Origin of the sequence: Sphaerospermopsis sp. LEGE 08334 (assembly GCF_015207205.1) — a bacterium.
In the GTDB taxonomy this organism is placed as follows: domain Bacteria; phylum Cyanobacteriota; class Cyanobacteriia; order Cyanobacteriales; family Nostocaceae; genus Sphaerospermopsis.
This window is the reverse complement of the sequence record NZ_JADEXH010000024.1, coordinates 54,221-79,813: the sequence shown is the minus strand read 5'-3', so window position 1 is coordinate 79,813 and position 25,593 is coordinate 54,221. Positions and strand designations below refer to the sequence as shown.

Annotated in this window: 22 protein-coding genes; 10 read left to right on the top strand and 12 right to left on the bottom strand. The window is 38.2% G+C overall.

The window, feature by feature from the left end; genetic code table 11:
- Positions 1-157: 157 nt before the first annotated feature.
- Positions 158-1,942, top strand: coding sequence for a DUF3685 domain-containing protein (locus IQ237_RS14820; RefSeq protein WP_194056426.1), 1,785 nt, complete (start codon positions 158-160; stop codon positions 1,940-1,942).
- Between the two features lie 192 nt (positions 1,943-2,134).
- On the opposite strand, the gene asnS is transcribed toward IQ237_RS14820, so the two are convergent.
- Positions 2,135-3,526 (bottom strand): asparagine--tRNA ligase, encoded by a 1,392-nt coding sequence (gene asnS, locus IQ237_RS14815; protein ID WP_194056424.1) that lies wholly within the window; start codon positions 3,524-3,526, stop codon positions 2,135-2,137.
- A 166-nt stretch (positions 3,527-3,692) separates the two neighbouring features.
- Positions 3,693-4,037 carry a hypothetical protein gene (locus tag IQ237_RS14810; RefSeq protein WP_194056422.1) on the bottom strand — a complete coding sequence of 115 codons (345 nt, stop codon included), beginning with the start codon at positions 4,035-4,037 and terminating at the stop codon, positions 3,693-3,695.
- An 80-nt stretch (positions 4,038-4,117) separates the two neighbouring features.
- Here IQ237_RS14810 and IQ237_RS14805 point away from each other — a divergent pair, with 80 nt between their 5' ends.
- Positions 4,118-4,378 carry a DUF6439 family protein gene (locus IQ237_RS14805; RefSeq protein WP_194056421.1) on the top strand — a complete coding sequence of 87 codons (261 nt, stop codon included), beginning with the start codon at positions 4,118-4,120 and terminating at the stop codon, positions 4,376-4,378.
- Between the two features lie 155 nt (positions 4,379-4,533).
- Here the strand turns inward: IQ237_RS14805 and IQ237_RS14800 are convergent, their stop codons facing one another.
- The gene (locus tag IQ237_RS14800; RefSeq protein WP_194056419.1) at positions 4,534-4,983 is read right to left on the bottom strand and encodes an anti-sigma regulatory factor; all 450 of its coding nucleotides are present in this window, start codon (positions 4,981-4,983) and stop codon (positions 4,534-4,536) included.
- 456 nt (positions 4,984-5,439) lie between these two features.
- Complete coding sequence (gene rlmD / locus IQ237_RS14795) at positions 5,440-6,810, bottom strand: 23S rRNA (uracil(1939)-C(5))-methyltransferase RlmD (RefSeq protein WP_194056417.1); 1,371 nt, start codon at positions 6,808-6,810, stop codon at positions 5,440-5,442.
- A 208-nt stretch (positions 6,811-7,018) separates the two neighbouring features.
- On the opposite strand from rlmD, the gene IQ237_RS14790 reads away from it, so the two are divergent.
- The 3 genes from IQ237_RS14790 to IQ237_RS14780 all read left to right on the top strand — a co-directional run bounded on the left by IQ237_RS14790 (position 7,019) and on the right by IQ237_RS14780 (position 9,641).
- Complete coding sequence (locus IQ237_RS14790) at positions 7,019-7,504, top strand: allophycocyanin subunit alpha-B (protein ID WP_096567504.1); 486 nt, start codon at positions 7,019-7,021, stop codon at positions 7,502-7,504.
- 588 nt (positions 7,505-8,092) lie between these two features.
- Entirely contained in the window at positions 8,093-8,746 is a 654-nt protein-coding gene (locus IQ237_RS14785) for a hypothetical protein (RefSeq protein WP_194056415.1), read from the top strand.
- Between the two features lie 67 nt (positions 8,747-8,813).
- A complete protein-coding gene (locus IQ237_RS14780; RefSeq protein ID WP_194056413.1) occupies positions 8,814-9,641 on the top strand; it encodes an Rpn family recombination-promoting nuclease/putative transposase in 828 nt (275 codons plus the stop codon).
- A gap of 120 nt (positions 9,642-9,761) precedes the next feature.
- Here IQ237_RS14780 and IQ237_RS14775 read toward each other — a convergent pair whose 3' ends face one another.
- Complete coding sequence (locus IQ237_RS14775; protein ID WP_194056412.1) at positions 9,762-9,956, bottom strand: hypothetical protein; 195 nt, start codon at positions 9,954-9,956, stop codon at positions 9,762-9,764.
- Between the two features lie 88 nt (positions 9,957-10,044).
- On the opposite strand from IQ237_RS14775, the gene purL reads away from it, so the two are divergent.
- Positions 10,045-12,426, top strand: coding sequence for a phosphoribosylformylglycinamidine synthase subunit PurL (gene purL / locus IQ237_RS14770; protein WP_194056409.1), 2,382 nt, complete (start codon positions 10,045-10,047; stop codon positions 12,424-12,426).
- Positions 12,427-12,647: 221 nt separating this feature from the next.
- Positions 12,648-14,135: an amidophosphoribosyltransferase gene (gene purF, locus IQ237_RS14765; protein WP_194056408.1), complete on the top strand. Its 1,488-nt coding sequence runs from the start codon at positions 12,648-12,650 to the stop codon at positions 14,133-14,135.
- A gap of 167 nt (positions 14,136-14,302) precedes the next feature.
- Here the strand turns inward: purF and IQ237_RS14760 are convergent, their stop codons facing one another.
- The 3 genes from IQ237_RS14760 to IQ237_RS14750 all read right to left on the bottom strand — a co-directional run bounded on the left by IQ237_RS14760 (position 14,303) and on the right by IQ237_RS14750 (position 17,196).
- Entirely contained in the window at positions 14,303-14,761 is a 459-nt protein-coding gene (locus tag IQ237_RS14760) for a type II toxin-antitoxin system VapC family toxin (RefSeq protein ID WP_194056406.1), read from the bottom strand.
- Entirely contained in the window at positions 14,758-15,024 is a 267-nt protein-coding gene (locus tag IQ237_RS14755) for a hypothetical protein (RefSeq protein WP_194056404.1), read from the bottom strand. The genes IQ237_RS14760 and IQ237_RS14755 overlap by 4 nt, the downstream gene beginning before the upstream one ends.
- A gap of 531 nt (positions 15,025-15,555) precedes the next feature.
- Positions 15,556-17,196 carry a bifunctional serine/threonine-protein kinase/formylglycine-generating enzyme family protein gene (locus tag IQ237_RS14750; RefSeq protein WP_194056402.1) on the bottom strand — a complete coding sequence of 547 codons (1,641 nt, stop codon included), beginning with the start codon at positions 17,194-17,196 and terminating at the stop codon, positions 15,556-15,558.
- Positions 17,197-17,398: 202 nt separating this feature from the next.
- On the opposite strand from IQ237_RS14750, the gene IQ237_RS14745 reads away from it, so the two are divergent.
- Positions 17,399-18,064 (top strand): nitroreductase family protein, encoded by a 666-nt coding sequence (locus tag IQ237_RS14745; protein ID WP_194056395.1) that lies wholly within the window; start codon positions 17,399-17,401, stop codon positions 18,062-18,064.
- A 58-nt stretch (positions 18,065-18,122) separates the two neighbouring features.
- On the opposite strand, the gene IQ237_RS14740 is transcribed toward IQ237_RS14745, so the two are convergent.
- The 3 genes from IQ237_RS14740 to IQ237_RS14730 form a co-directional block, all read right to left on the bottom strand.
- Entirely contained in the window at positions 18,123-18,404 is a 282-nt protein-coding gene (locus tag IQ237_RS14740; protein WP_194056393.1) for a hypothetical protein, read from the bottom strand.
- 142 nt (positions 18,405-18,546) lie between these two features.
- Positions 18,547-19,593, bottom strand: coding sequence for an ABC transporter permease (locus IQ237_RS14735; RefSeq protein ID WP_194056391.1), 1,047 nt, complete (start codon positions 19,591-19,593; stop codon positions 18,547-18,549).
- 157 nt (positions 19,594-19,750) lie between these two features.
- Entirely contained in the window at positions 19,751-20,269 is a 519-nt protein-coding gene (locus tag IQ237_RS14730) for an adenine phosphoribosyltransferase (protein WP_187039786.1), read from the bottom strand.
- A gap of 412 nt (positions 20,270-20,681) precedes the next feature.
- On the opposite strand from IQ237_RS14730, the gene IQ237_RS14725 reads away from it, so the two are divergent.
- Positions 20,682-21,308, top strand: coding sequence for a DUF3038 domain-containing protein (locus tag IQ237_RS14725; RefSeq protein WP_194056389.1), 627 nt, complete (start codon positions 20,682-20,684; stop codon positions 21,306-21,308).
- 6 nt (positions 21,309-21,314) lie between these two features.
- On the top strand, positions 21,315-22,739 hold the full coding sequence (locus IQ237_RS14720; protein ID WP_194056387.1) for a DUF4335 domain-containing protein: 1,425 nt from the start codon (positions 21,315-21,317) through the stop codon (positions 22,737-22,739).
- Between the two features lie 108 nt (positions 22,740-22,847).
- Here the strand turns inward: IQ237_RS14720 and IQ237_RS14715 are convergent, their stop codons facing one another.
- Positions 22,848-25,118, bottom strand: a complete 2,271-nt coding sequence (locus IQ237_RS14715; RefSeq protein ID WP_194056385.1) for a transglycosylase domain-containing protein — start codon at positions 25,116-25,118, stop codon at positions 22,848-22,850.
- Positions 25,119-25,593 lie beyond the last annotated feature (475 nt).

Here is a 25,593-nt window from a genome sequence, read left to right as displayed (position 1 = left end):
GTCTATTAGTCATTAGTCATTAGTAACTGGCTAATGCTTTACATTATCACTACTGATAAATTAAAGTGACAAAAACAGGTGAAAATAGGAATGACTCAGCCGGGGATGACTGCGGTTTTTTGGCTGGGAACAAATTCCATTTTTATTTGACCTGACTATGAGCGATCGCCCTTTAAGTAGTTTAAATTTACAATTATTATTAATTGACCCAGATTCCATCTTTCGTCTAGGACTAAGGGTAGCTCTAGAAACAATCCCACACCTACAAGTAATAGCCGATGTTCCCACTGATACCGCAGCTTTACAGGTTTTAGCGGAAATTGCAGCACCTGATCAAAACCAAATCAATTTAATAGTTTTAGAATTAGGAAATGCCAGTTCTAGCGAATCTCAACAGCTAGGGTTACAATTTTGCAGACAACTTAAAGCTTTATATCCTCATATACCCATTTTGTTGCTTAGTTCTATATCTACACCAGAAATGTTATTAGCAGCAAAAAATACAGGTGTAAATGGCTATTGTCCAAAAGGTATATCTATTTCAGAATTAGTACCCATCATGCAAGAAATAGCATCAGGTGGTTACTACTGGTTAGGAACAACAGTAATAAATTCCCCTTTATCTCATTTACCTTTTACCAGACTTAGGAATAATATCCGGTTAACAGGAATCAATCATATTAATAATAATCTGTCCGCAGTTACAGCACAATTAAAAATTCCTGGATTACCATTATTAGATAAAGCTATTCTTGCAGGACAAAGAAGAGAACTTTTAGCAGCGCGTTGGCTAGTAAATAACTTATTGTCTGCACCAGAAGAAAGACAAGAAATACAAAAATCTCAACCATTACCGCTACCCATTTCTTACTCAAGTAGCGCCATTAGTAAAGCAGAATTACAACAAATGGAAACTGTTGTACCGCCTTTACTGAGTCCAAAAGCACTACAATCTATAATATTTACATCTTGTACTAATAAACTCCAGTTTCCTTTACAAAATCTGACAGACATACCTTTAGAAATTGATATTCTGCGTGAAGACAAAAAAAGAGAACTTCTTTATATCATCTTACAAAAAGTATCTCAAAAATTAGATCATCTACGTAGTTCAAAAGTCGAAATTCAACAAATACCTGAGTTAAAAAATCAGATTCTCAATAATTTATGGGAATCAGCAATTACCGAATTTTACGGTACATCTTCCCGGATAAATGTCGGAGATGTCAATATAGAAATAGTCACTTTTTTATTGAAAAATGCAGCAGGTGTAGAAACTGAAATCCTCAATAAAATTCCCTTAGTCGAAGACTTGTTTTCTTATCTCCTTTGGCAAACAGATTTATATGTTGATAATATCTCTTATTCCGCAGGAACCGAACTTGCAAATTCTCAAGCATCAATGATTTTAGAGAATGTACTAATTCAAGTTGCTAATGGTGTATTACAACCATTACTAAATTCCTTGGCAGATGTAGAAACCATCAAACAAAATTTTTATGATCGTCATTTAATTTCCACAAGAGAAATTGAAAGATTTAGAAATAATTTATCTTGGAAATACAGATTAAATAATTATGTGAATGAACCCCAGGCAATTTTTGAAAGTCGCTATGAACTCTTTGTATTTGCACCTCGTGGAATTGCCAAAATATCAATTTATTCTCCTCGTAACCAAGAGTTAGCAAAACTGTCTGGAGTTCCTTTAGCGGTGACATTACTGTTAGAATTGCGAGATGCGATCGCACCACGTTTACAATCTCTATTATCTTTTTTCGGTAATGGAATTGTGTTTATATTAACACAAATAATTGGTAGAGGTTTAGGTTTAGTTGCCCGTGGTATTCTTCAAGGTATTGGTAGTGTTTCCTTAACAGAAAAAACTTTAAAACGTAATAGCGACAAGCAAAATAATAACGAAGGTAGGAGGCCGTTTTTGTAACGGGGTTCACACATATTTCACATATATAGTAGGAGTTTAGTAGTGCTAAACCCCTACCAACTAACTAGGGTTTGCTGAAATATTGCCAAGAGCTAGAGAAATCAAGGGATTTTCCTTTGAGAGAGACTATTCTTAGCTGCTGCTAATTTTTCCTCCTGACTCCTTGATCTCCTGACTCCTGACTCCTAACTATTAAAACTCCGCGCTTTGTGGTGTACGGGGGAAAGGAATCACATCCCGAATATTCCCCATACCCGTCATAAACTGCACCAGTCTTTCAAACCCTAAACCGAAACCAGCATGAGGTACAGTACCATAACGACGCAAATCTAAATACCACCACAAATCTTCTGTTTTCATTCCCTGTGCTAAAACCCGTTTTTCTAACACATCTAATCTTTCTTCCCGTTGCGAACCTCCAATAATTTCACCTATTTTCGGTGCAAGAATATCCATTGCTCTCACGGTTTTTTCATCATTATTCAACCGCATATAAAAGGCTTTAATTTGCGCTGGATAATCTGTCACAATCACAGGTTTTTTAAACAATTGTTCTGCTAAATAACGCTCATGTTCTGACTGTAAATCCGCACCCCAACTTACAGGATATTCAAATTTTACATCCGCTTTTTCTAAAAGTTTGACTGCATCGGTATAAGTCAATCTTTCAAATTGATTGTTAATAATATTGTTGGCAGTTTCTAAAACAGTATTATCAATTCTTTGATTGAAAAATTCCATGTCTTCAGCACAGGTTTCCATCACATATTTAAAAATATGTTTTAAGAAATCTTCTGCTAAATTCATATCTCCTTCTAAATCACAAAATGCCATTTCTGGTTCTACCATCCAAAATTCGGCTAAGTGACGAGAAGTGTTAGAATTTTCCGCGCGGAATGTGGGACCAAAAGTATAGACGTTACTAAACGCCATTGCCATTATTTCCGCTTCTAATTGTCCACTTACTGTTAAATAAGTCGGTTTGCCAAAGAAGTCTTGACTATAATCAACTTCTTTATTTTCTGTGCGGGGAATATTTTTTAAATTCAAACTTGTAACACTAAATAATTCTCCTGCACCTTCACAATCACTGGCGGTTAAAATGGGAGTATGTACCCACATAAAACCCCGTTCTTGGAAAAATTGATGTATGGCAGTTGCACAAGCATTTCTTACCCGAAATACTGATCCAAAAGAGTTAGTTCTACCTCTTAAATGGGCAATGGTTCTTAAAAACTCAAAGGAATGACGTTTCTTTTGCAGAGGATAAGTTTCGGGATCAGCGTCTCCGTATACTTTTACTGCATCTGCTTTTAGTTCTATTCTCTGTCCTTTTCCTTGAGATGCCACTAATACCCCTGCAACTTCGACGGAAGCACCTGTATTTATCTGTTTTAATATGGCTTCGTAGTTTGGTAATTCTTGATTAATAACTATTTGTAAGTTGGCTAAACATGAACCATCGTTAACTTCTAAAAAGGCAAATCCTTTTAATTCGCGTTTTGTTCTTACCCAACCTTGTACTGTTAAGGTTTCTTCTGGTTGACTACTTCTTAATATTTCGGCAATTCGATGTTTAATCATTTTTTACAGTTTGGATTTTTTTAACTATATATAACATTAATTTTAGTCAGGGAACAGGGAACAGGGAACAGGTAAGATATAAAGTCAAACGTCAAAGTTAAGAAACTTTTGCCTCTTGCCTCTTGCCTCTTGCCTCTTGCCTTCTTTCTCAATCACCAGTCACCAATCACCCAATAGAAGATTTTAACACCCATCCTATAATAATTCCTAAACCACCAAAACGGACTGCTTGCCAAAAAGGCCGATTTAGGCTTTTCCAGGAAAATAATTGGCTTTCTAGGTTAATTTCTAGGGCTTCTAACTCTCTTTCCAGGCGTTTTAACTCGGCTTTGATTTCTGGTGTCTGATTTTTATTTTCTTTGAGATTTTTAATTTCTTGTTGCCATTGTGCCTTTTGCTGTTGATCCCGTTGCACTTGGGCATATCTTTCTTTTAAGAGTCGCAGTCCGGTTTCTAGTTCCTCTAGTTCCTGTTCAAAGTCGGGTTGCTGGTTTTCCTCTGGTTTGGTCATTGGTGATGGGTCATTGGTGATGGGTCATTGGCTATGATAATTACATCATAACTTTTACTCTTAACTCAGCACTTAGTCTTATGTATCAAACCAGTCAATTAAATGATGTTACTACTCTGGAACTTGCCCAAACTTTGATGGAAAGACTAAGTATTTCGCCTAATGACTGGCATCGTCTCAAGTCTAACCGCAATGCCCGCGCTAGTGAGCTTTTAGCGGCTGCTATGGTTTTTTTGGTCAAAAATGAACCTCAAGAGGCACAAGCTAGGTTAGAACAGGCTATAGGCTGGTTAGATAAGTCTATTTCTGCCCCTCCTTGTCCTACTCACGGTAAACATTGAGGGATTGGTGATTGGTGGCTCAATTTTGGATTTTGGATTTTGGATTTTGGATTGTTTTTATTAACTCCAATCTAAAATCTAAAATCTAAAATTCTCCTCCCCTGCTCCCTGCTCCCCTGCCTTTTTGCTGCCTCCTGACTCCTGACTCCTGACTCCTATCTTCTTAAAGATAACAAACGCCGAGTTTCTATTTGCTTGCAAAGTCTTAATTCTGTTCCTTTGCGGTTCCATTGTACTTGATCAAAAATTAGATGCAGTAGAGACATTCCTCGACCATTTTCTGATTCATCTGGTGGTAAAAAGTCAGTGGGATCACTATCAGGATTACAACAGGGAGTAAAACCATTACCTTGATCGGAAATAATCCACCAATATTGATTATCTATCAAGGAAAAACGAACTACTACTAGTTTACTGGGATCAAGATTATTGCCGTGTTTAGCTGCGTTTACTAGGGCTTCTTGAAGTCCTAAACGCAGTTCGGCTTGTAATTTTGTGGGAATATCTGCCAATAGTAAATCTAATATTGGACATAGATAAAGTGTTGAGGCAAAACTAATAGTACCCCAAGAGCGCCCAAGTGGACGAAGAGAAATGGTAATCACAAGAGAAACCCCGTAGCTTTTAGTTAGCTAGACATCAGTTTGCTGTTATCGGCACTCTGATAAAGATTAAGGTGGTCATGCTGCCTTCAAACTTGCGTCTGTAAAACTAAATTTATGAAATTGCTAGGGAGCATTGACTCTAAATATAAGTGAAAATTGCTTAATTAAAATTTGGCTGTAATTGTTTTGCTAATACAATCAACAACTTTTGTGTTGCTATTTATTACTTTGGGAAAGTATATAAATATTTAACTTTCTTTGTAGCCGGTTAATAATTTGCACAATTTATTTCACTTTTTCAAATCAGAGTCATGCAACTTTAATGGTTAAAAAAGAAATCTCTATTTTTTAGGTTGATTTTATTTTAGCATTATTAGTATGCACTGGACTATAAATTTTCCATTTAAGTTTTTGTAAACAATTGGTTAACATATAAGCCAAAGTTAATAGTTGCTTTTAGCATGGATATCGCTGGAGAAAGGCTGCTGTTTCTACGTGAGCGGTTTGGGGAAAAAAGTCGGCTGGCTGTACTCTTGTAAGATGGTATTGTCCATGTTCACACAATAATTTTAGGTCACGAGCTAGGGTGGCTACTTTACAACTGACGTAAATAATGCGCGAAGGTTTCAGGTTCAGTAAAGATTTGATGACATTAGCTTCACATCCTTTACGTGGCGGATCAAGTAAGACAATATCTGGTATAATTCCCAAATTTGGTAGATTTTTCTCCACTGCTCCTACTTGAAAGGTTACATTATTAATTTCGTTTTGTTGGGCATTGAAAATTGCCTGTTCTACGGCTGCTGATTGCACTTCCAATCCAATAACTTGGCGTGCTTGTTTTGCTAGGGGTAAAGTTAAAGTACCAATACCACAATAGGCATCGACTAAAACTTCATGACCTTGTAAATTTAATTCTGACTGAATGACTTGTAAAAGTGCTTCAGCCGTTTCTGTATGAACTTGAAAAAATGTATCCGGGCGGATTTGAAATTCTAAACCAGCGAATTTTTCTCGCAGGTAAGGAATCCCGGCAATACAAGTTGTATCTTTTCCAAATATAGCATTTGTGCGATCGCTATTGCGATTTAAACAAACTCCTACTAACTGGGGATAACGCTGTAACCATTCCTGGGCTTGGGTTTCAATGTCTGGTAAATTTCTATCTTTGACTACTAAAGTTAGTAGCATTTCCCCTGTACGGCGACCTATACGTAAACTTAAATGGCGAATTTGTCCTTGGTGGCGTTTTTCGTCATAAATTGACCAATCCCGCTTTTTAATATCCTGTTTTACTTCTGCTAATAAAGGATTTAAACGAGCGTCTTGAACTGGACATTGATTTAAGTTAATGAGTTGATGACTACCTTTTTGGTAATAACCAGCTTGAACTTGTCCGGTAGCTGAGATCCGGACGGGATAGGTGGCTTTGTTGCGATAACCTAAAGATGATGATGTTGATAAGACGGGAGCTACTGAGGGGTTAACAAAACCGCCTATTCTTTCTAAAGCTTGAATTACTTGATTATATTTTGATGTAAGCTGATAATGATAATTTATATGCTGCCACTGACAACCACCACATTTATCAGCAACAATGCAACTAGGTCGGATACGTTGAGTAGATGGTTGAAGGATTTGTTTGAGGGTAGCATGAGCATATTTGGGTTTAACGTGTGTAAGTCTGACTAAAGTGCGATCGCCCACTACTGTATCGGGAACAAATACCACACGCTGATCAAAGCGCCCTACACCATCACCAGTGTCGCTTAAATCAGTAATTTCTAGTTCTATTACTTCACCCTGTCGCCAAACTGTATTAGTCATTAGTTATTAGTTATTAGTCATTAGTCATTAGTTATTAGTTGGTGGAAATAGAGAATAGGCAAAAGTTACAAAATATTAATTTAATTTGCATAATTTACACCAATTACCAATTACCTATTACCAATTACCAATTACCAATATACCCTTCACTTCTGTACCGCGAACTGGTTAAACTAACAAATAATATAATTTCCGTGATTACATAATCATGACTGTAATTAGCCAAGTTATTCTCCAAGCTGACGACGAACTGCGTTACCCTAGCAGTGGCGAACTCAAAAGTATCAAAGAATTTTTGCAAACAGGCGCACAGCGGACTAGAATCGCTGCTACCCTGTCAGAAAACGAAAAAAAGATAGTTCAGGAAGCAACCAAAAAACTTTGGCAAAAGCGCCCTGACTTTATCGCTCCCGGTGGCAATGCTTACGGAGATAAGCAACGCGCTTTATGTATCCGTGACTTCGGCTGGTATCTGCGCTTAATTACCTATGGTGTGCTTGCAGGTGACAAAGAACCAATTGAAAAAATTGGGTTGATTGGTGTACGGGAAATGTACAATTCTCTGGGTGTTCCTGTACCGGGAATGGTAGAAGCTATCAACTGCCTTAAACAAGCATCCTTGGGCTTACTAAGTGGTGAAGATGCAGCAGCAGCAGAGCCTTACTTTGATTACATCATTCAAGCGATGTCCTAATTACAAGGTTTCTCTGCAACATTAGCGATCGCCATCACGGCTGGTGCTTTGCGTAAAGCTACTGGTGATCTTGCTCATTTGATCACTCTTTCCCCACACTTGATAGTTGCTATGGCAAAATTATGGCAACATATTTGTCAAGTTATTATAAAGTTGTGGGGACATTTTATAGCAAAAGGCAAAAGGCAAAAGGCAAGAGTAAAACCCTTGTTATTATTAGGTTTCAAAGACTAATCATGTCCTAATTTGAATGGCTACAGCTATATGTGCATCTACTGACGCTCACCAAAAACAAAAAACCGACAGGAGGCTGTCGGCCATTAGTTGTGTTCCCTATTAATGACTCGGCTAGAGTTCAGTTATGAGTTATTATCCCAAGATGTTCATTCTTAGAGAAGGATCTTCATCATGGATAATGGTGATTGTAATCATATTCATCGGTGATTTTAATCACTGAAGAATTGAAGAAAAAATGTATACCTTTGAGCAATTGATTGAAAGAGAAAAATACATCATTTTGATGGCAGCAGAAACAGTCAATTGCATATATTAGTCAAATTTTTGTAAACACTAACACATTTTTGTAAAATGTATCTGAATCTTATTAAAGTAGTAGCAGCAACAATCTTATTAAATGGAATTACTGCTTGTACTACACCTACTGAAAACCAAATTTCTGCGGACAATAGCCGCATTACCGAAAATAAACCCATTGTAGATAGTAATAAATCTGCACAAAATAGACCAAATAATAAAACAGCTACTATTTCTGTGGAAGGGGAAAAAACCAGCATTTCCTTAAAACTTTACCAGGAGAAAAATGTATTTAGTACCTACTTTCCTCAAGAGGATTTTTTAGTTGAAAATAAAGATATCAATAAAGCAAGAGAGGTGAAATTTATTGCTAATTTTGGAGGTGTAAAAAATGAAAATGCTTATGTTACATTTGTCTTTCCTGATGATTTAAAAGCTTTAGAAGAAGTCAAAACCTTTATTAATAGTAAAGATGGGATAATTGCATCTAATGGTTGGAAAGTTGGCAGTCATAGCGATACAGTAACCTATCCTTGGGCAAAAGAAAAGATTACTTTTAGTAAAGGTCAAGAGATTTTTGGTAATATTTATATTGGAGAAGAAAAGGGTAAAGTATTTTATGTAATTACCCATTATCCAGCAGAATATGGAGATGGGTTTGAACCAAGAGCAGATTTGATTTTAAGTAATTTGGAAATAGGTGGATAATGTCAAATAGTTTAACTGGCACCTTTTTATTTTTGTCATAGTTTAAAAAATAGGAATTTTTCGCAGGGTGAAAACAGATACTATCTTCTATCAACTCTTTCAAACATTACCAAATATTCTTTTTGAATTGATTGGTAAACCAGCTACAGAAGCAGAAAATTATCAATTTACATCTGTAGAAATAAAAGAGTTAGCATTTCGGTTTGATGGGTTATTCATACCAAATTCAGACATACCTGAACAACCGATTTATTTTGTTGAGGTGCAATTTCAACCAAAAACGGATTTTTACTGGAAATTATTTGCGGAAATCTTTGTTTACCTCAATCAATATAAACCAAAGAATGATTTTCATGCAGTGGCAATTTTTGCTAAACGCAGTTTAGATCCTGGTGTACCTATCCAGTATCGAGGTTTGCTAATGAGTCAGCAAGTAACAATCATTTATTTAGATGAGTTAGAAGTCACAAATGATAACTCTGTAGGGTTGGGTATGGTACAGTTAGTAGTAGAGAAAGAAGAAACTGCAATTGATCACAGTCAACAGTTAATGGACAAATCTCGACAACAATTTACAGATGCAGCCCAAAGGCAAAAAGTCTTACAATTGTTAGAGACGATCTTAGTTTATAAATTCAATAATTTAACTCGTCAGGAGATAGAAGCAATGTTTACTTTTGAAGATTTAAAGCAAACAAGATATTTCCGAGATGTTGCGGAAGAAGAAAGAACAAAAGGTAGGCTAGAAGGTAGGTTGGAAGGTAGGTTGGAGTCAGTACCTCTATTAATAGAGTTAGGTTTGACGGTGGAAGAAATAGCGACAAGGTTAGATGTAGATATTGAAGCAGTGAGGAAGGTTGCGGAAAAATCTGGGGATCAAAATTCTGTGGAGTAGGTTGAGAGAGAAATTAAAATTTACTGTTTAATATGATAGGCGATCGCTAATATTAAAAATGGCGATCGCTCTCCTACCATACCCCACACCCAGACTAATTTCTACCGCATATTCATTTCTTCAGAAACAGCAAATTCCTACCGTTTTATTCTTCTGCATCAAATAAGAACGCAATGCACGGAATTTGTGAGTAAAGATGCCATCCTCAATAGCTTTACCAACTAAACTATCAGCAGATATACCTTCAGCTTGAGTCATTTCTAAAAGTGCTGCTTTTAGTTCTGGGTTAATGGTAATGGTTAAAGTATCTTGCATATTGGATCAGCGATCTACATAATTAATTATAAAGAAGTTAGGGTTCTCAGATACAATAATCATCTGTCCTCTTGGTGCATAACAAACCATGACCACCGAAAGTCCCTTTTCTCCCCAAGAAATCGCCTCAGAAGGCATTAAACCACAAGAATATACCGAAATTGTCCGCCGCTTAGGCCGTCACCCCAACAAAGCCGAACTAGGTATGTTTGGGGTAATGTGGTCAGAACATTGTTGTTATAAAAATTCCCGTCCCCTCCTCAAACAGTTTCCCACCACAGGACCCCGCATTCTTGTCGGACCCGGTGAAAATGCCGGTGTGGTAGACTTAGGCGATGGACTGCAACTAGCATTTAAAATAGAATCCCATAACCACCCCTCAGCAGTTGAACCCTTCCAAGGTGCTGCTACAGGTGTGGGAGGTATATTAAGAGATATTTTTACAATGGGGGCGCGTCCAATTGCGTTATTAAATTCTCTGCGTTTTGGTAGTTTGGATGATCCCAAAACTCAAAGATTATTTAATGGCGTTGTAGCGGGTATTTCACATTATGGTAACTGTGTCGGTGTTCCCACGGTAGGCGGCGAGGTTTATTTTGATCCAGCTTATTCAGGAAATCCCTTAGTTAACGTCATGGCACTGGGATTAATGGAAACACCAGAAATAGTAAAATCCGGTGCTTCAGGAATTGGCAACCCTGTATTATATGTTGGTTCAACCACTGGTAGGGATGGTATGGGTGGTGCGAGTTTTGCCAGTGCGGAATTAACCGATGAGTCAATGGATAACCGTCCTGCGGTGCAAGTGGGCGATCCATTTTTAGAGAAGTCTTTAATTGAAGCCTGTTTAGAGGCATTTAAAACCGGGGCAGTGGTAGCGGCTCAAGATATGGGTGCTGCGGGTATCACTTGTTCTACTTCGGAAATGGCAGCTAAAGGCAGCGTAGGTATTGAATTTGACTTAGATAAAGTTCCAGCGCGTGAGTATGGAATGATACCCTATGAATATCTGCTTTCGGAATCTCAAGAAAGGATGCTGTTTGTAGCGGAAAAAGGTAGAGAACAGGAATTAATTGATATTTTCCACCGTTGGGGACTGCAAGCGGTGGTTGCAGGTACGGTAATTGCTGAACCGATGGTGAGAATTTTATTCAAGGGTGAAGTTGCTGCGGAAATTCCTGCGGATGCGTTAGCAGAAAATACGCCTTTGTATGAAAGAGAACTGTTAGCCGAAACGCCAGAATATGCAAAAGCAGCCTGGGCTTGGAGTGTAGATAGTTTGCCAAGTTGTGATATTACGGGAATTACAGTTAATGGTAAGTTACAAAGTTGGCAGGATGTTTTATTAACATTGCTGGGTACACCTACCATTGCTTCTAAAAGTTGGGTATATCGCCAATATGATCATCAGGTGCAGAATAATACTGTATTATTGCCAGGTGGGTCGGATGCTGCTGTAGTGCGTTTACGTCCTTTAGAAACAAACCCCAATCTAAAATCCAAAATCCAAAATCTAAAATCGGGAGTTGCTGCTACGGTTGATTGTAACTCTCGCTATGTGTATTTAGATCCTCACGAGGGCGCTAAATCTGTTGTAGCGGAAGCTGCAAGAAATCTTAGCTGTGTGGGTGCTGAACCTTTAGCGGTGACAGATAATCTTAATTTTGGCAGTCCTGAAAAACCTATCGGTTATTGGCAGTTAGCATCAGCTTGTAAAGGATTAAGTGAAGGATGTCAGGAGTTAGGAACGCCAGTTACGGGTGGGAATGTTTCTTTGTATAATGAAACTTTTGATGCTCAGGGAAATCCGCAGCCTATTTATCCGACTCCTGTAGTGGGAATGGTTGGTTTAATTGAGGATTTGGATAAAATTTGCGGACAGGGTTGGAAAAATCCAGGTGATGTAATTTACCTTTTAGGTTTACCAATTCAATCCAAAATCCAAAATCTAAAATCTAAAATCGAATTGGGAGCTTCTGAATATTTAGCAACGATTCATAATACAATAGCTGGTAAACCGCCAAGAGTTGATTTTGATTTAGAACGGAAAGTACAAAGCGTGTGTCGTTATGGTATCCGTTCTGGATGGGTAAATTCTGCCCATGATACTGCTGAAGGTGGTTTAATTGTAGCTTTGGCGGAATGTTGTTTAAGTGGAAAGTTGGGAGCAGAATTAAATTTAGGTATTTCTGCAAACTCTGATTTTCGCTTTGATGAAGTGTTGTTTGGTGAAGGTGGTGCGAGAATTTTAGTTTCTGTGAGTGTGGAAAATCAGGAAATTTGGGAATCCTATTTACAGGAACATTTAGGAGAAAATTGGCAAAAATTAGGTATAGTTGCTAACGTGGAAGCAGGGTTAACAGTGACTACTGCTGATCACCAAGAAGTTATGAAAGTCAGCATTAGCGATATGAGCAACGTTTACGATCAGGCGATCGCCCAACGTCTCGCTGTCTATGCCAATACATAAACCGCATCAATGTCAAGGATCAGGCATGAAAATTTACAATTCATCCCCCATCCTTGACCAATTTACGGTACTGTTTTAATGGATGGTTAAAGATTTATTAAGAGGCAGTAAGAAGGTGACAGGTGACAGGTGACAGGTGACAGTAGGAAGTTTACCAATTACCAATCACCAATTACCCATTACCAATTACCAATCACCAGTTACCAGGAGCAAAAACCAGCATGATTCCCCAACATTCTATCACTTCTGATCAATCCATAAATATTAGTGAAATTAGTGAAAACGCTTGTGATAAACCAGAAGAAGCGTGTGGTGTTTTTGGTATCTATGCACCAGAACAAGATGTAGCAAAAATGGCATACTTTGGATTATATGCCCTGCAACATCGGGGTCAAGAATCTGCTGGTATTGCTACCTTTAATGGACATTATGTACACCAGCATAAAGATATGGGGCTGGTTTCTCAAGTATTTAATGAAACTATTTTAGAAGAATTAGTCGGTAATATTGCAGTTGGCCATAACCGTTATTCTACTACTGGTTCTAGTCGCAAAGTTAACGCTCAACCCGCAGTTATCTCAACCCGTTTAGGTCATTTGGCTTTAGCACATAATGGTAATTTAGTCAATACCATACAATTGCGGGAAGAATTACTTCAGAGTAATGTTCATTTGCTAACAACCACCGATTCAGAAATGATTGCTTATGCGATCGCCGAAGAAGTCAATGCTGGTGCAGACTGGTTAGAAGGTGCGATTCGTGCGTTTCACCGTTGTCAAGGTGCATTTAGTCTGGTAGTTGGTACACCCGATGGTATCATGGCAGCAAGAGATCCTAACGGCATTCGTCCCCTGGTAATTGGTACATTAGACAGTGATCCAGTACGTTACGTTCTCGCTTCCGAAACCTGCGGTTTAGATATTATCGGTGCTGAATATCTGCGCGATGTCGAACCAGGAGAGTTAGTTTGGATCACAGAAAAAGGTTTAACATCACACCGATGGAATCAACAACCCCAGCGCAAGTTGTGTATCTTTGAAATGATCTACTTTGCTCGTCCTGATAGCGTCATGCACCATGAAACATTATATAGCTATCGGATGCGATTAGGACGGAGATTAGCGGAAGAATCACCCATAGAAGCAGATATAGTATTTGGTGTACCTGATTCTGGTATACCTGCGGCCATTGGTTTTTCCCAAGCATCAGGAGTAGCTTATGGTGAAGGTTTGATTAAAAATCGCTACGTCGGTAGAACATTTATTCAACCTACCCAAAGTATGCGCGAAACAGGGATTAAGATGAAATTGAACCCTCTGAAAGATGTATTATATGGTAAGCGTGTGGTAATAATTGATGATTCTATCGTCCGGGGAACTACTAGCCGCAAACTCGTTAAAGCATTGCGTGAAGCAGGTGCATCGGAAGTACACATGAGAATATCTTCCCCACCTGTCACCCATCCTTGCTTTTATGGAATAGATACAGATACCCAAGATCAACTAATTGCCGCTAAAATGTCAGTAGCAGAAATCGCCAAAAAATTAGAAGTTGATACCCTTGCTTATTTGAGTTGGGAAGGAATGTTAGAAGCAACCAGAGAAGATACAAATAGTTTTTGTTCTGCTTGTTTTACAGGTGATTATCCTGTAGCTATTCCTGAACAAGTGAAGCGTTCTAAATTGATGTTGGAAAAAGCTACAGTTTAGATAATTTTATCATCTTGTGGGGTGGGCATACTTCGACAAGCTCAGTACAAGTCTTGCCCGCTTCAATATTTGATTCAGACAAAAAACACTTGACAAAATTACCGCACTTGACATATACTGATATAATGGAAATCCGTGTCGCACATATATAACGTCTTTTCAAATTATCAATTATTTGGTAAGGTTGGAATTTGAAATTCGTTAAACAAACAAATATTATAGGATGAAGTTGCTAAAGCCTTAACTAACTTTTTATCTAATGTTAACAAAGTAGCGTTTTTCTGTTGTGAAAGTGCAACATAGGAAGCATCATAAGCAGAAATATTGTGATTTAACGCAATATTAACTGCATCATCCATCAAGTTTGCTGTCGAAACAACTTGTAATTGTAAATTTTTCAGAGTAGCTAAGTCTGCTATTACCTCAGCAGAGGTATACATATTTGCACGTACATATTTCAAGAAAACATTTGTACATTCTATGTAAAATAGGTCTGGTACAAAAATTTCTGTTTCTGGATAACCAAGGTGATTAAACAGTTCAATAACTTTAGGACTGAGTGAATCTGCAATAAAATATTTAATGCACACACTGGTATCTAGGACACATTTCAAAGTAGTAGTCATCTGTCTCGATCTTCTCTAATCATTTCTGTACTATCTGGTAGTCCAAAATCCGCAGGGTTTAAGCGCCGACGATTGCGACTTTCTTCTATGACTTTTAGCACATTTTCACGGCGTTGAGCTTCTATTTGTTGTTTTTTTGTCTGTAAAGCGTTCTGTAATAGTGTTACAACTTGAGATTCTACGGAATCATTTTCAGCTTCAGCTAATTTTTGTAGTTCCTTGTATAAATTATCGGGTAAGGAGATAGTATTAAGATTATTCATGGGTAAAACTCCCAAATACATTTATAGATAATCATAACATGGGCATAAATTGTCTGATAGCGAAGCGTGGCGTAGCCATATCAGGATGTCCACGATTTGAGGATTAACAGGATTTTTATTTGATAATTTATCATATATTTAAAAAGCATGGAAAAATTACATCTTTGAAAAATTATCTACATCATTATTTATAGAACATCTAAAAAATCCTCACATCCTCAAAATCAAACTTTCAATCACATCCAGAAAATCCTTAAATCAAAGATTTTATCTCACGCAAAGACGCAAAGAAGAAAAGGAGGATGTTTTCTGTTTCATTCCTTCTCAGGTTTTCACTGAAAATTAAATCCTGTAAATCCTTAAATCCTGGATATCCTGATTCTGACAACTAAGATTTTATTTCGCGCAAAGTCGCTAAGAAGCAAAGACGCAGAGAGGAAAAGGAGGATGTTTTTTATTTCATCCCTTCTCAGGTTTTTATTAAAAATTAAATCCTGAAAATCTTAATTCTGATATTTTTTATATAAAGAACTAAAAATTCCCTAAACAGGAAACTACTAAACGAAATCCGTAGGATCTGGTTCTATCATACATACTGTTACAGTTACGACTTGCAGAACGGCAAAACATGGAATTACTCTCCCAAGAACCCCCTCGCAATAGTAGTCTATTATTACCATTACTCCAAGCAGTACCGTCATTAGGTGCGTTTATATATTTCCCATGCCAGCCATCTTCACACCACTCCCATACATTCCCGTGCATATCATATAAACCAAAAGAGTTAGAAGGAAATTTTCCTACTTTTGTTGTTTTGTTATGCTTCCCATTATGATTTACTAAATCTGTATTAATAGTTTCACCGAAATAATAGGGAGTTGTTGTTCCATCTCTACAGGAATATTCCCATTCTGCTTCGCTGGGCAAGCGATATATTTTACCTGTAGCTTTGCTAATTCTCGCACAAAATTCTTGTGCGTCAAGCCATGAAACTCGTTCCACAGGCAGATTTTCACCTTGAAAACGTGAAGGTTTGGGATTTAAATCAATCTTCTCTTTTGGTAAAAGTGCTACCCTTTCCCATTGGGCTTGAGTTACTGGATATTTCCCCATGTAAAAAGGTGTAACTTTAACTTGATGCTGGGGTTTTTCATAATCACATCCTTCTCCATCAGGTGAACCCATGAGGAATGTTCCCCTTGGTATTGCTACCATTTCCAAAACTACACCATTTCCCAGATGTTCTGTAAAAGATGCTGGTATTTTTGGGAAATTATTTTTTGGTGAAACTTTCTGTTTTCCTAATTCTTCTAAAACCTCCTTTGCAGACTGAAACCGATTAATCAGTAAATCTTCCAACATCTTATCCAAAACAATTTCCAAATCCTTACTAACAGAAACATATTGTTTCCATACCCACTGCATCCTCATGGAATCAAACAATAAATCTGAACCATCAGCTTTTTGTAAATGTCCCGTCAGTAAACGAATACAAGTAACAGCTAAACTATAAATATCACTATTAGGATAAACCATCCCGCGAAATTGTTCCGGTGGTGCATAACCCGGTGTTCCGGTAATAGTTCCCACTCTAGTTAATAGACTTCCACCAACTTCTTTAGAAACACCAAAATCAATTAAAAATAACTTATTATCTTGCGAATATCTAATAATATTCTCTGGTTTAATATCTCGATGAATTACATTATTATCATGAATAAATTGTAAAACTGGCAATAAATCAGTTAATATATTTTTTACTTCCGATTCGCTGAATTTACCTTTGCTTGTTAACTCATCCAGCAAATTTTCCCCATCAATAAATTCTTGAATTAAATATAATCTTCCTTCTTGTTGAAAGAAAGCCAATAAATCAGGAATATGGGAATGTTTACCTAAATCTCGCAGTCGAAAAGCTTCCTGTTTAAATAACTCCGTCGCTTTTTCTAAAGCAGAACTTCCCGACTGTTGGGGTAAAAATTGCTTTATCACACAGGGAGTATCTAAACGATGTTCATCAACTGCTTGAAAAGTCCTCCCAAACCCACCTTCACCAATAAAACGTACAGCGCGATATCTGTCACCCAAAATCATTTTACTGCCACAACGTTGACAAAAAATAGTCCCTGATGGGTTTTGCTGTAGACAGTCGGGGTTGAGACACTGACTCATAGATGCAGGTGGGTAATTATAGCAATAATTATAACTACATTTGATCTGCTCTGCAATTTAGACAATAACAGGCTTTCTTATTACTGTCACCTGTCACCTGTACCCTGTCACCTACTATTTGAACTCCGTACAAAAAAGCGTTACCCTAAGCACAGGACATAATTCCAAAATCAAAAACCCAAAATCCAAAATCTAAAATCAAATGACTTCTACAACTCAAATCAAAGCATTAGACGTACCCACAGCTATATTACAACGTCGTTCTATCAAAACCTTTAAACCAGATCCAATTTCCCCAGAAATGCTTAAACAACTGGTAGAATTAACCGTAGCTGCACCCAGTAGTTTTAACACCCAATCTTGGAGAATAGTTTTAGTTGAAGATGAAAACCAAAAAGCTGCATTATGTGAAGCATCTTGGAATCAAAAACAAATAATTCAAGCACCTGTAACCTTTGTATTTGCTGCTGATGCAACTGCTGGTGAACAAGATTTAACACCCATTTTAGAACAAGGATTAAACACCGGCGCTTGGAATGAGGGAACAGTTAATTATTTTAGAAATGCTATTCCCAAATTTCAAGAAGCTTTAGGAGATAAACGCCGGGAATATGCCATTAAAGATGCCATGATAGCTGCTACAAATTTAGTATTAGCTGCGGAAAGTTTGGGTTTATCTACCTGTTTTATGAATGGTTGGATTGAAGATAAAGTAAAAGCCGTTATTGGTGCAGAGAATAACCCAGATATAGGTATTGCAGTGGTTGTACCTGTGGGATATGCAGCCGAACCCCGTTTAAATCCTGGTCGTCTACCGTTATCTGCTAATGTATTTGTGGATAAAATAGACAATCCATATCAAGATTAATTAGACATCTTTAATTAGACATCTCAAAAAGTAGGGACAATTCATGAATTGTCCTTACTCAATTATGCTGTAAAAACTCAATCTTAGGCAACAAAGGATCATTAACTACTCCCACACCAGCAAAACCCCAACGTTTTAATAAACTTCCTATTTGTGTACCAGCAATAGATTCTACCGCCAAACGATTTGCTAAATCAGCAGCATGAGAATTTAAATAACTGAGTGCTTCAAAATCTTCTTTAAACAATAATAAATATCCTGATTTATCCTCATCAATTTTGGCAGTAAGATATTTACCATCTGTTTTTGAGCGAATAATATAATAAACCTTAGAAAGCATAATATTGGTGATTGGTGATTGGTGATTGGTGATTGGTGATTGGTGATTGGTGACTGGTGATTGGTGATTGGTAACTGGTGATTGGTGACTGGTGACTGGGTAGAATTAACTAATAACTAATGACTAATGACTAATGACTAAATCAATTTAAATCCTCTAATTTAATTCTTGGATCAGCAGCTTTTAACATTAAATCAGCAATTAAATTTCCTAGAATTAATAAAACTGCACTCATCACTAAACTAGCCATGACTAAATATTGATCTTTTGCCAAAACAGCTTGTAAAGTTAATTTACCCAAACCAGGCCAGTTAAAGAAGTTTTCGGTAATAAATGCACCACTTAATAAACTTGCTAATTCAAATCCTAACAAAGTAATTAAAGGGTTAATAGCATTCCGCAAAGCATGAACATAAATAACACGGTTTTCTGGTAATCCTTTAGCACGAGCAGTTTGAATATAATCTTGCCGCAAAACATCCAATAATTGACCCCGCATGATTCTTTGTAAACCAGCAAAACTGGTAATACTTAACGCAATCAAAGGTAAAATGCTATGCCAACCGATATCTAAGATTTTTCCGAACCATGTCAGTTCACCATGATCAATGCTAGTCATGTTACCCACAGGAAACAATGGGGTAGTGACTTGAGCAAAGAATAATAAAAATAAAGCAGTGATAAAACTAGGAACACCCTGTCCAGCGTAACTTAAAACCTGTAAAATCTTGTCCGTGGGGCGGTTTTGTTTAACAGCAGCGAGGATACCCAGAGGAATAGCGATCGCCCAAGTTATAAATAAAGAAGCGATCGCTAACAACAAAGTCGCAGGTACTCTCTCCCACAACAAAGAAGAAACAGAACGTTGATAAACAAAACTCGTCCCAAAATCACCCTGAGTAACAATTTGCCTCAACCACAACCAAAACTGTTGAGTCCAAGACTTATCTAAACCAAACTGTTGTCTAATTTCTTCAATTCGTTCTGGTGAAATCTTCGGGTTTTGTCTCAGCGTATCTACATAATCACCTGGTGACAATTTCATCACAAAAAACGATAATGCAGAAGCTAGAAAAATAGTTAACAAAGCCTGTAGCAGCCGTTTTATCACATAAATAAAAGTTTCATCTTTGACTAGCTTAATCAGCCAATCTCGACCAGTTTCTAAAGAAAGTTTTGTATTAGTCATTACTTATTAGTTACTAGTTATTAGTCATTAGTCATTAGTTATTAGTTATTAGTCATTAGTCATTAGTTATTAGTCATTAGTTATTAGTTATTAGTCATTATTTTATTTATCCTCCTAATCACCAATCACCAATCACCAATCACCAGTCACCAATCACCTAATATTCAACCAAAGAAATAATTGGTACATCTGGTAAATATTTGCGTCCTTGCAAATCCCGTAGCTCGATAATAAACCCAAAACCCACAAGTTCACAGCCAATCTTCTGTACCAAAGTAGCTGTTGCACTTGCAGTTCCACCCGTAGCAATCAAATCATCTACAATCAAAACCCTGCTACCTGGATGTAAAGCATCCTGATGTACCTCCAAGCAATCTGTACCATACTCTAGTTGATAATCAATTCTGTGAACTGCTGCGGGTAACTTGCCTTTTTTGCGAACCGGAATAAAACCAGATCCCAATTTATAAGCCAGAGGTGCGCCAAAAATGAAACCCCGTGATTCCATACCCACAATGCAATCAACTGGGATTTCCAGTTCAATACATTTTTGTGCTAAAAAGTCAATAGTGTATCGCAAACCCTCTGGATTACGCAGTAGAGTTGTAATATCTCGAAATACAATTCCAGGCTTAGGAAAATCTGGTATGTCACGAATCAGAGATTTTAAATCCATAGTATTCAGTAGTAACAGGGAATAGAAAATAAGGAATAGGGAAGCAGGGAGAAATTATTTGTATTTTCCCAGTCACCAGTCACCAATCCCCTGAAAAATCGTACACTATAATCTCATCTCTTGGAGATTATTGCTGTAAGTTTCGTCAATCATTGACAATAACTAAGAATTTAACCCAAGCTAGAGATGTATTTGTACCGTTAAACTAGGTAGGTTAGTAAACTGATGCTTTAAAAGTTTCATTAGAATATACGGTAATCTTGGTATAACAAGAGTAAGTATTGTAAATATTGAGATGCTTATCCATAACCATAAAACCTGAGTTCTGGTTTAGCTATCTATCTTAAATAGGTTTAATGTTGTTTTACTCATCTCACTCAGTCTGTTGGCATAACACAAGGTATTTTAGAGCATGAATGTCTCCGCAAGCGTAAAGTCATTGAATGATCCAACTCCTGAGTCCATGCCGATGATACTGGACACATTACCAGATCCAGCCATAGGACCCAAGGGCTGTCCCCGCAGAACCACATTACAAATAGACTTGATGTTACTGGCAATTGAAGCTTTAGAATTGGGTGGTTCTGAAGCCATCCTCGCTTTTGCCCAAGAACTAGACCTGACAGGAATTGTCAAAAACCGAGTAAATCTATGGAGAATGCGTGCTTCTAACCCTCTGAGAAGAGCTCATAACCGCCGTCCCCTCACCATCATGGAAGCAAAAGCTTTAGTAGTAATTGCTTGCTACATAGCGCGGCGGTTAACAGTTGTCATCCGGCAGTTGCTCATGATATATCAGCAATTATCAGAAAAGCAGATTCCACTAGAGCAAAATTTAAGACTAGCTAATTACTTAGAACGGTTTAGAGCGCATTTTAAAAGTCGAATGAATGCCAGACGTTCTGTTTTACTAACATTAAACTCAGACGAGAAATTAGATGAACTGGCTATAGACTTATTAGCAAAATTACTATTCTGCACAGGTACAGCTGGAATGCAGCGTTTCTGGATTTCTCTTTTTGACGGTGAAGTAGAGTAAAGTAGAATGAATATTCAACGTAAGTACAGTTTACCTAATTGCACGCTGCTCTTAGAAGGGTTAAGTGATGTCGCCCCTACCACCCAATTTCAAGAACTGCGTCCAGAATTATCTATATTGGTGAATGCAGAATGCTATTTATCTAGTTATAGTCAGCCTATAACCGGAGGGCGAGAATTTTTTGAAAGCTTAGTCAGAGCGGTAAGCGCCTATGCTCAAGAATTTTTAAGTAATGTCCCCAACCCTCAAGCACACAACGGTGACTCAGAGTTAGTCGAGTTACAAAAAATTGATAGCAACAGACACAAGTTAATTGTACATTCAGAAATTACAGGTGATGGTGTGCAATCTCAATCAAACGCAGTTCAACAATCACCTATTCAAGTTGATTTGAATACTGTACAGTTGTTTGATTTAGTCGAAGCTGTAGATCAGTTTTTTGCTGATACTCAAACCTTACCAGAGTTAACTTTGGAACTACAACCAGTCACCAGACGTTATAATGGTGCTAGTCAAACTATAATCAAACAAGCAGTACCAGCTACTGTAGGAGTATCCAGTTTAGCAGTAGCAGCGGTAGCCTTTAGCTTAATTCCTCCTCCCCAGGTACGTCCACCAGAACCGAAGCAAGAAGAACAAACCAGCACAGCAATACCCACAGCCTCACCTACACCTACAGGTGAAGCATCACCTACACCTACCAGTGAAGCATCACCTACAGCCTCAGCCACACCTATTATCAAAGATTTAGAAGCACTTCTAAATACAGTTCCAGAAATTACTGACCCCTCCCAGCTACGGGCATTGAATCGCCAAGTGTATAACCAAATTCATCCTGTCTGGGAGAATCGTTCGGAAATTACAGAAGATTTAGTCTATCGCTTGGGTGTAGCTGGTGATGGCAGTATTGTTGGTTATAAAGCTGTTAACAAAAATGCCAATGATGCAATAGAAAAAACTCCACTGCCAAAATTACTCTACAATCCTGCTAACCGCACTGTCACCTACGAACCCATTGCTCAATTTCGAGTAGTTTTTACCAGACAAGGTGTGTTAGAAGTTAGTCCTTGGTTGGGATATACCAGAACACCAGATGTCATAGGTGAAAAAATCACTGATTCTAGTACACTCAAAGACTTAAATCAAAAGCTTTATAATACAATTCGCCAAAACTGGAGTGTTACACCTACCTTTAACAGAGAACTTAGATATCGGGTAGCCGTTAACAAAATTGGTGTCATCGCTGACTATGAACCACTTAATCAAGTCGCCTTTGACTATTTTCGAGAAACACCTTTACCACAAATGTTTCAATCTGTCTACGGTTCAAATCAAGCTGCTCCCAACAATAAAGAACCTCTTGCCCATTTCCAGGTAGTCTTCAAATCTAACGGCACTCTTGAAGTCACTCCCTGGGAGGGATACAGGTAACTGGGGACTGGGAAAGAAAATTTTAGATTTTAGATTTTAGATTTTAGATTGGAATTGACAAAAACAATCCAAAATCCAAAATCCAAAATCCAAAATTGAATTACCACTTTATTTGGCGATTTTCCGCATATAATTCCCCCATAACTGGGCAGCTTGACCACTGCTACCAGATGTGGGGGAATTGTTGTCATTTCCTAGCCAAATACCTGTTACAAGTTGCCGACTGGGAATAAAACCAATAAACCATAAGTCAACGTTTTTATCTGTTGTTCCGGTTTTACCCGCTTCTTCTCCCAGTCCAATGGATGCACCACGACCAGTACCACTGGAAACTACCCTCTGCATCATATCGGTCATTGTATTGGCGATACTTGTTTTTAGCACTCGCTGATTACTCTCTCGATCTTGGTCGTAGGAATAGATAACACGGCAGGTCTTTAAATCATTGCGATCTTCACAATCGCTGCTGTCTACAATTTTGCTAATAGCATGGGGACGATTCCATACACCACGGTTACTAATAGCACCAAAAGCGCCGGTCATCTCCAAAACGTTAACTACACTTTGACCCAGGACTAAACCAGGAACAGCTTCCAGTGATGATTTGACTCCTAAACGCTGCGCCATTTCTACAACTTTATTTAATCCTACTTCTCTGGCAATTCTTAAAGCAATGGGATTTTCTGAAAGTGCCAAACTTGTGGCTACATCTAAACTACTACCACCAGATCGGCAGGGTCTGTAGGTAAAGCCACCCCAAGGTACAGCGGAGCAAGAATAGGTTCTTGATGTTGGTATTCCCTGTTCTAAAGCCGCAGCGTAAGCAAAAATTTTGAAGGTAGAACCCGGTTGTCTTTGAGCTTGTACCGCCCGATTAAATTGACTTTTTTTGTAATCAGTCCCTCCTACCATTGCTAAGATGCTGCCAGTTTTCGCGTCTAATGTAACAAGCGCACCTTGGGAAAATCGCAGGTTTGACCCGACGTTACTCACAGAATTTCGCAGGGCTGTTTCTGCCTGGGCTTGCATTGCCGGATCTAACTGGGTTTCGATGATATAGTTACCCTCTCTTGCCGCTCCTTCTCCTAATATTGATTCCAGTTCTTGAAAGACGTAATTATAAAAGTAAGGGGCAATAGTCTGAGCTTGTCTTTCGCAAACTTTAGGACTAACTTGCACTGTAGAACGTCTGGCACGATTGGCATCTTCGACGCTAATTTTGCCCATGTCCAGCATCCGCCTAATTACACGATTGCGGTAATCTGCTGCGTCCAGTTTTCTTGGACCATCTCCACAAAAATTAAAGGCGTTGGGTGCAGGTAAAATTGCTACTAAGGTCGCTGCTTCTGCTAATGTTAATTCTTTGGCTGATTTTTCAAAGTAATATTTCGCCGCATCTTCAAAGCCGGAAGTATCACCACCTAAAAATACTCTGTTTAGGTAAGTCAGTAAAATTTCATCTTTGCTGTAAAAGGTTTCTAATTTCAGAGAGACAACAGCTTCACGCACTTTCCGCCCCAAGGAATCTTGTCTACCTACATAATCGCGGAATAAACTGCGGGCAAGTTGCTGAGTAACTGTACTTGCTCCCTGTTGTACGTCACCGCTACGACTATTGATTAATACGGCTCGCAAAATACCTAAAGGATCAACTCCAAAGTGCCAGTAATAACGACTATCTTCAGAAGCGACTACCGCAGCAGGTAAATAAGGACCAAATTCTGATAACTGTTTTAAGTCTACATGAGCTATGTTCCGTGGTTCTCGTAAGGGTGTAGAACCATCACGGGCATAAATGACTATCGGGGCGCTGGTGGCTGTAGGTAGGGGTCTAACGGAAAATTTTGTCCATTCTAAGCCAATAGCTACGGCAAATAAGGCGCTGACACTCCCAACACCATAAAATGCCCATGTTCCTGCTTTGATATACCAGGGAGGCGTATCGAAGTATTGTAAACGCACTGAAGCTGCAAGTTCTGGGGGTCCCAAGGTGAAAACGTCACCATGACGCAGTTCTAGGGATGTAACTCTGCGCTTGCCAATATAAATGCCATTGGTGGAATTTTCATCTTTGATGGTGAAAACTGGTGTTCTTTGGCTGGAATCACGCGACAGGGACAGGTGAATCTGGCTGACTACTGGGTTACGGACGACAATATCGCAGGATTTGGAACTGCGACCAAGTATATAGCGATCGCCCAATAGGGGATATATTTCCGCTTTGTCCGCTCCCGCATCCTGCACCCAGATTTCCGGTACTTTGGCATTTGGCTTGAGCGCCAGTTTGGAAAAATCTACCCTGGCTTGAATTGTATTTACTGCTTGCGTCAGTTGACCAAGTAAGGTTTGTGGCTTTTGCGGTGGTTGCGGGGAACTCATCGGCTATATCACATCACGGCTTTTGGTGAAGACAGAATCGCACGGATCGCAATTTTAATGCTAGTCTTACACCATTTTACTCACAAGCCAAAAATAAATTGGCTGTACTGAATTTAAAGGTATTCAAGTAAACCTTTTGATGGATTGACAAGTAAAATTAACTTGTAATCTTTGTTACTGCTTTCTACATCACAAATGAGTTGCTTGGACATCAAATGCTGATTTTATCCAATAAAGCCAGCGCTACAAGTTCAAATACAATCTTTCTCTGTGTATTCCTTAAAACTTCTATTCTATTGACAAAATATTTAAATTTTACTTTTGCCAAGGGCTTTTAGCATTATTTAAGGAATTTTACATCTTCCTTGCGACTGATTTTGTCCCATCAAGAGTTTGATTTAATTAGCGCAGTGTTCCGTTGACCTTGAGGTTAATTTCAGAATGAAGGGAAAATCTCTGACCTTGATTGGTACCG

What these genes read in the sequence shown, in the direction of transcription:
- IQ237_RS14810 (WP_194056422.1), bottom strand. Translation starts at nt 4,037, where the DNA reads ATGACCAAACCAGAGGAAAACCAGCAACCCGACTTTGAACAGGAACTA.
- IQ237_RS14715 (WP_194056385.1), bottom strand. Translation starts at nt 25,118, where the DNA reads ATGAGTTCCCCGCAACCACCGCAAAAGCCACAAACCTTACTTGGTCAA.
- IQ237_RS14725 (WP_194056389.1), top strand. Translation starts at nt 20,682, where the DNA reads ATGAATGTCTCCGCAAGCGTAAAGTCATTGAATGATCCAACTCCTGAG.
- IQ237_RS14740 (WP_194056393.1), bottom strand. Translation starts at nt 18,404, where the DNA reads ATGCTTTCTAAGGTTTATTATATTATTCGCTCAAAAACAGATGGTAAA.
- IQ237_RS14730 (WP_187039786.1), bottom strand. Translation starts at nt 20,269, where the DNA reads ATGGATTTAAAATCTCTGATTCGTGACATACCAGATTTTCCTAAGCCT.
- IQ237_RS14720 (WP_194056387.1), top strand. Translation starts at nt 21,315, where the DNA reads ATGAATATTCAACGTAAGTACAGTTTACCTAATTGCACGCTGCTCTTA.
- IQ237_RS14735 (WP_194056391.1), bottom strand. Translation starts at nt 19,593, where the DNA reads ATGACTAATACAAAACTTTCTTTAGAAACTGGTCGAGATTGGCTGATT.
- IQ237_RS14805 (WP_194056421.1), top strand. Translation starts at nt 4,118, where the DNA reads ATGTATCAAACCAGTCAATTAAATGATGTTACTACTCTGGAACTTGCC.
- rlmD (WP_194056417.1), bottom strand. Translation starts at nt 6,810, where the DNA reads ATGACTAATACAGTTTGGCGACAGGGTGAAGTAATAGAACTAGAAATT.
- IQ237_RS14745 (WP_194056395.1), top strand. Translation starts at nt 17,399, where the DNA reads ATGACTTCTACAACTCAAATCAAAGCATTAGACGTACCCACAGCTATA.
- purL (WP_194056409.1), top strand. Translation starts at nt 10,045, where the DNA reads ATGACCACCGAAAGTCCCTTTTCTCCCCAAGAAATCGCCTCAGAAGGC.
- IQ237_RS14760 (WP_194056406.1), bottom strand. Translation starts at nt 14,761, where the DNA reads ATGACTACTACTTTGAAATGTGTCCTAGATACCAGTGTGTGCATTAAA.
- asnS (WP_194056424.1), bottom strand. Translation starts at nt 3,526, where the DNA reads ATGATTAAACATCGAATTGCCGAAATATTAAGAAGTAGTCAACCAGAA.
- IQ237_RS14820 (WP_194056426.1), top strand. Translation starts at nt 158, where the DNA reads ATGAGCGATCGCCCTTTAAGTAGTTTAAATTTACAATTATTATTAATT.
- IQ237_RS14775 (WP_194056412.1), bottom strand. Translation starts at nt 9,956, where the DNA reads ATGCAAGATACTTTAACCATTACCATTAACCCAGAACTAAAAGCAGCA.
- IQ237_RS14785 (WP_194056415.1), top strand. Translation starts at nt 8,093, where the DNA reads ATGTATCTGAATCTTATTAAAGTAGTAGCAGCAACAATCTTATTAAAT.
- purF (WP_194056408.1), top strand. Translation starts at nt 12,648, where the DNA reads ATGATTCCCCAACATTCTATCACTTCTGATCAATCCATAAATATTAGT.
- IQ237_RS14755 (WP_194056404.1), bottom strand. Translation starts at nt 15,024, where the DNA reads ATGAATAATCTTAATACTATCTCCTTACCCGATAATTTATACAAGGAA.
- IQ237_RS14790 (WP_096567504.1), top strand. Translation starts at nt 7,019, where the DNA reads ATGACTGTAATTAGCCAAGTTATTCTCCAAGCTGACGACGAACTGCGT.
- IQ237_RS14750 (WP_194056402.1), bottom strand. Translation starts at nt 17,196, where the DNA reads ATGAGTCAGTGTCTCAACCCCGACTGTCTACAGCAAAACCCATCAGGG.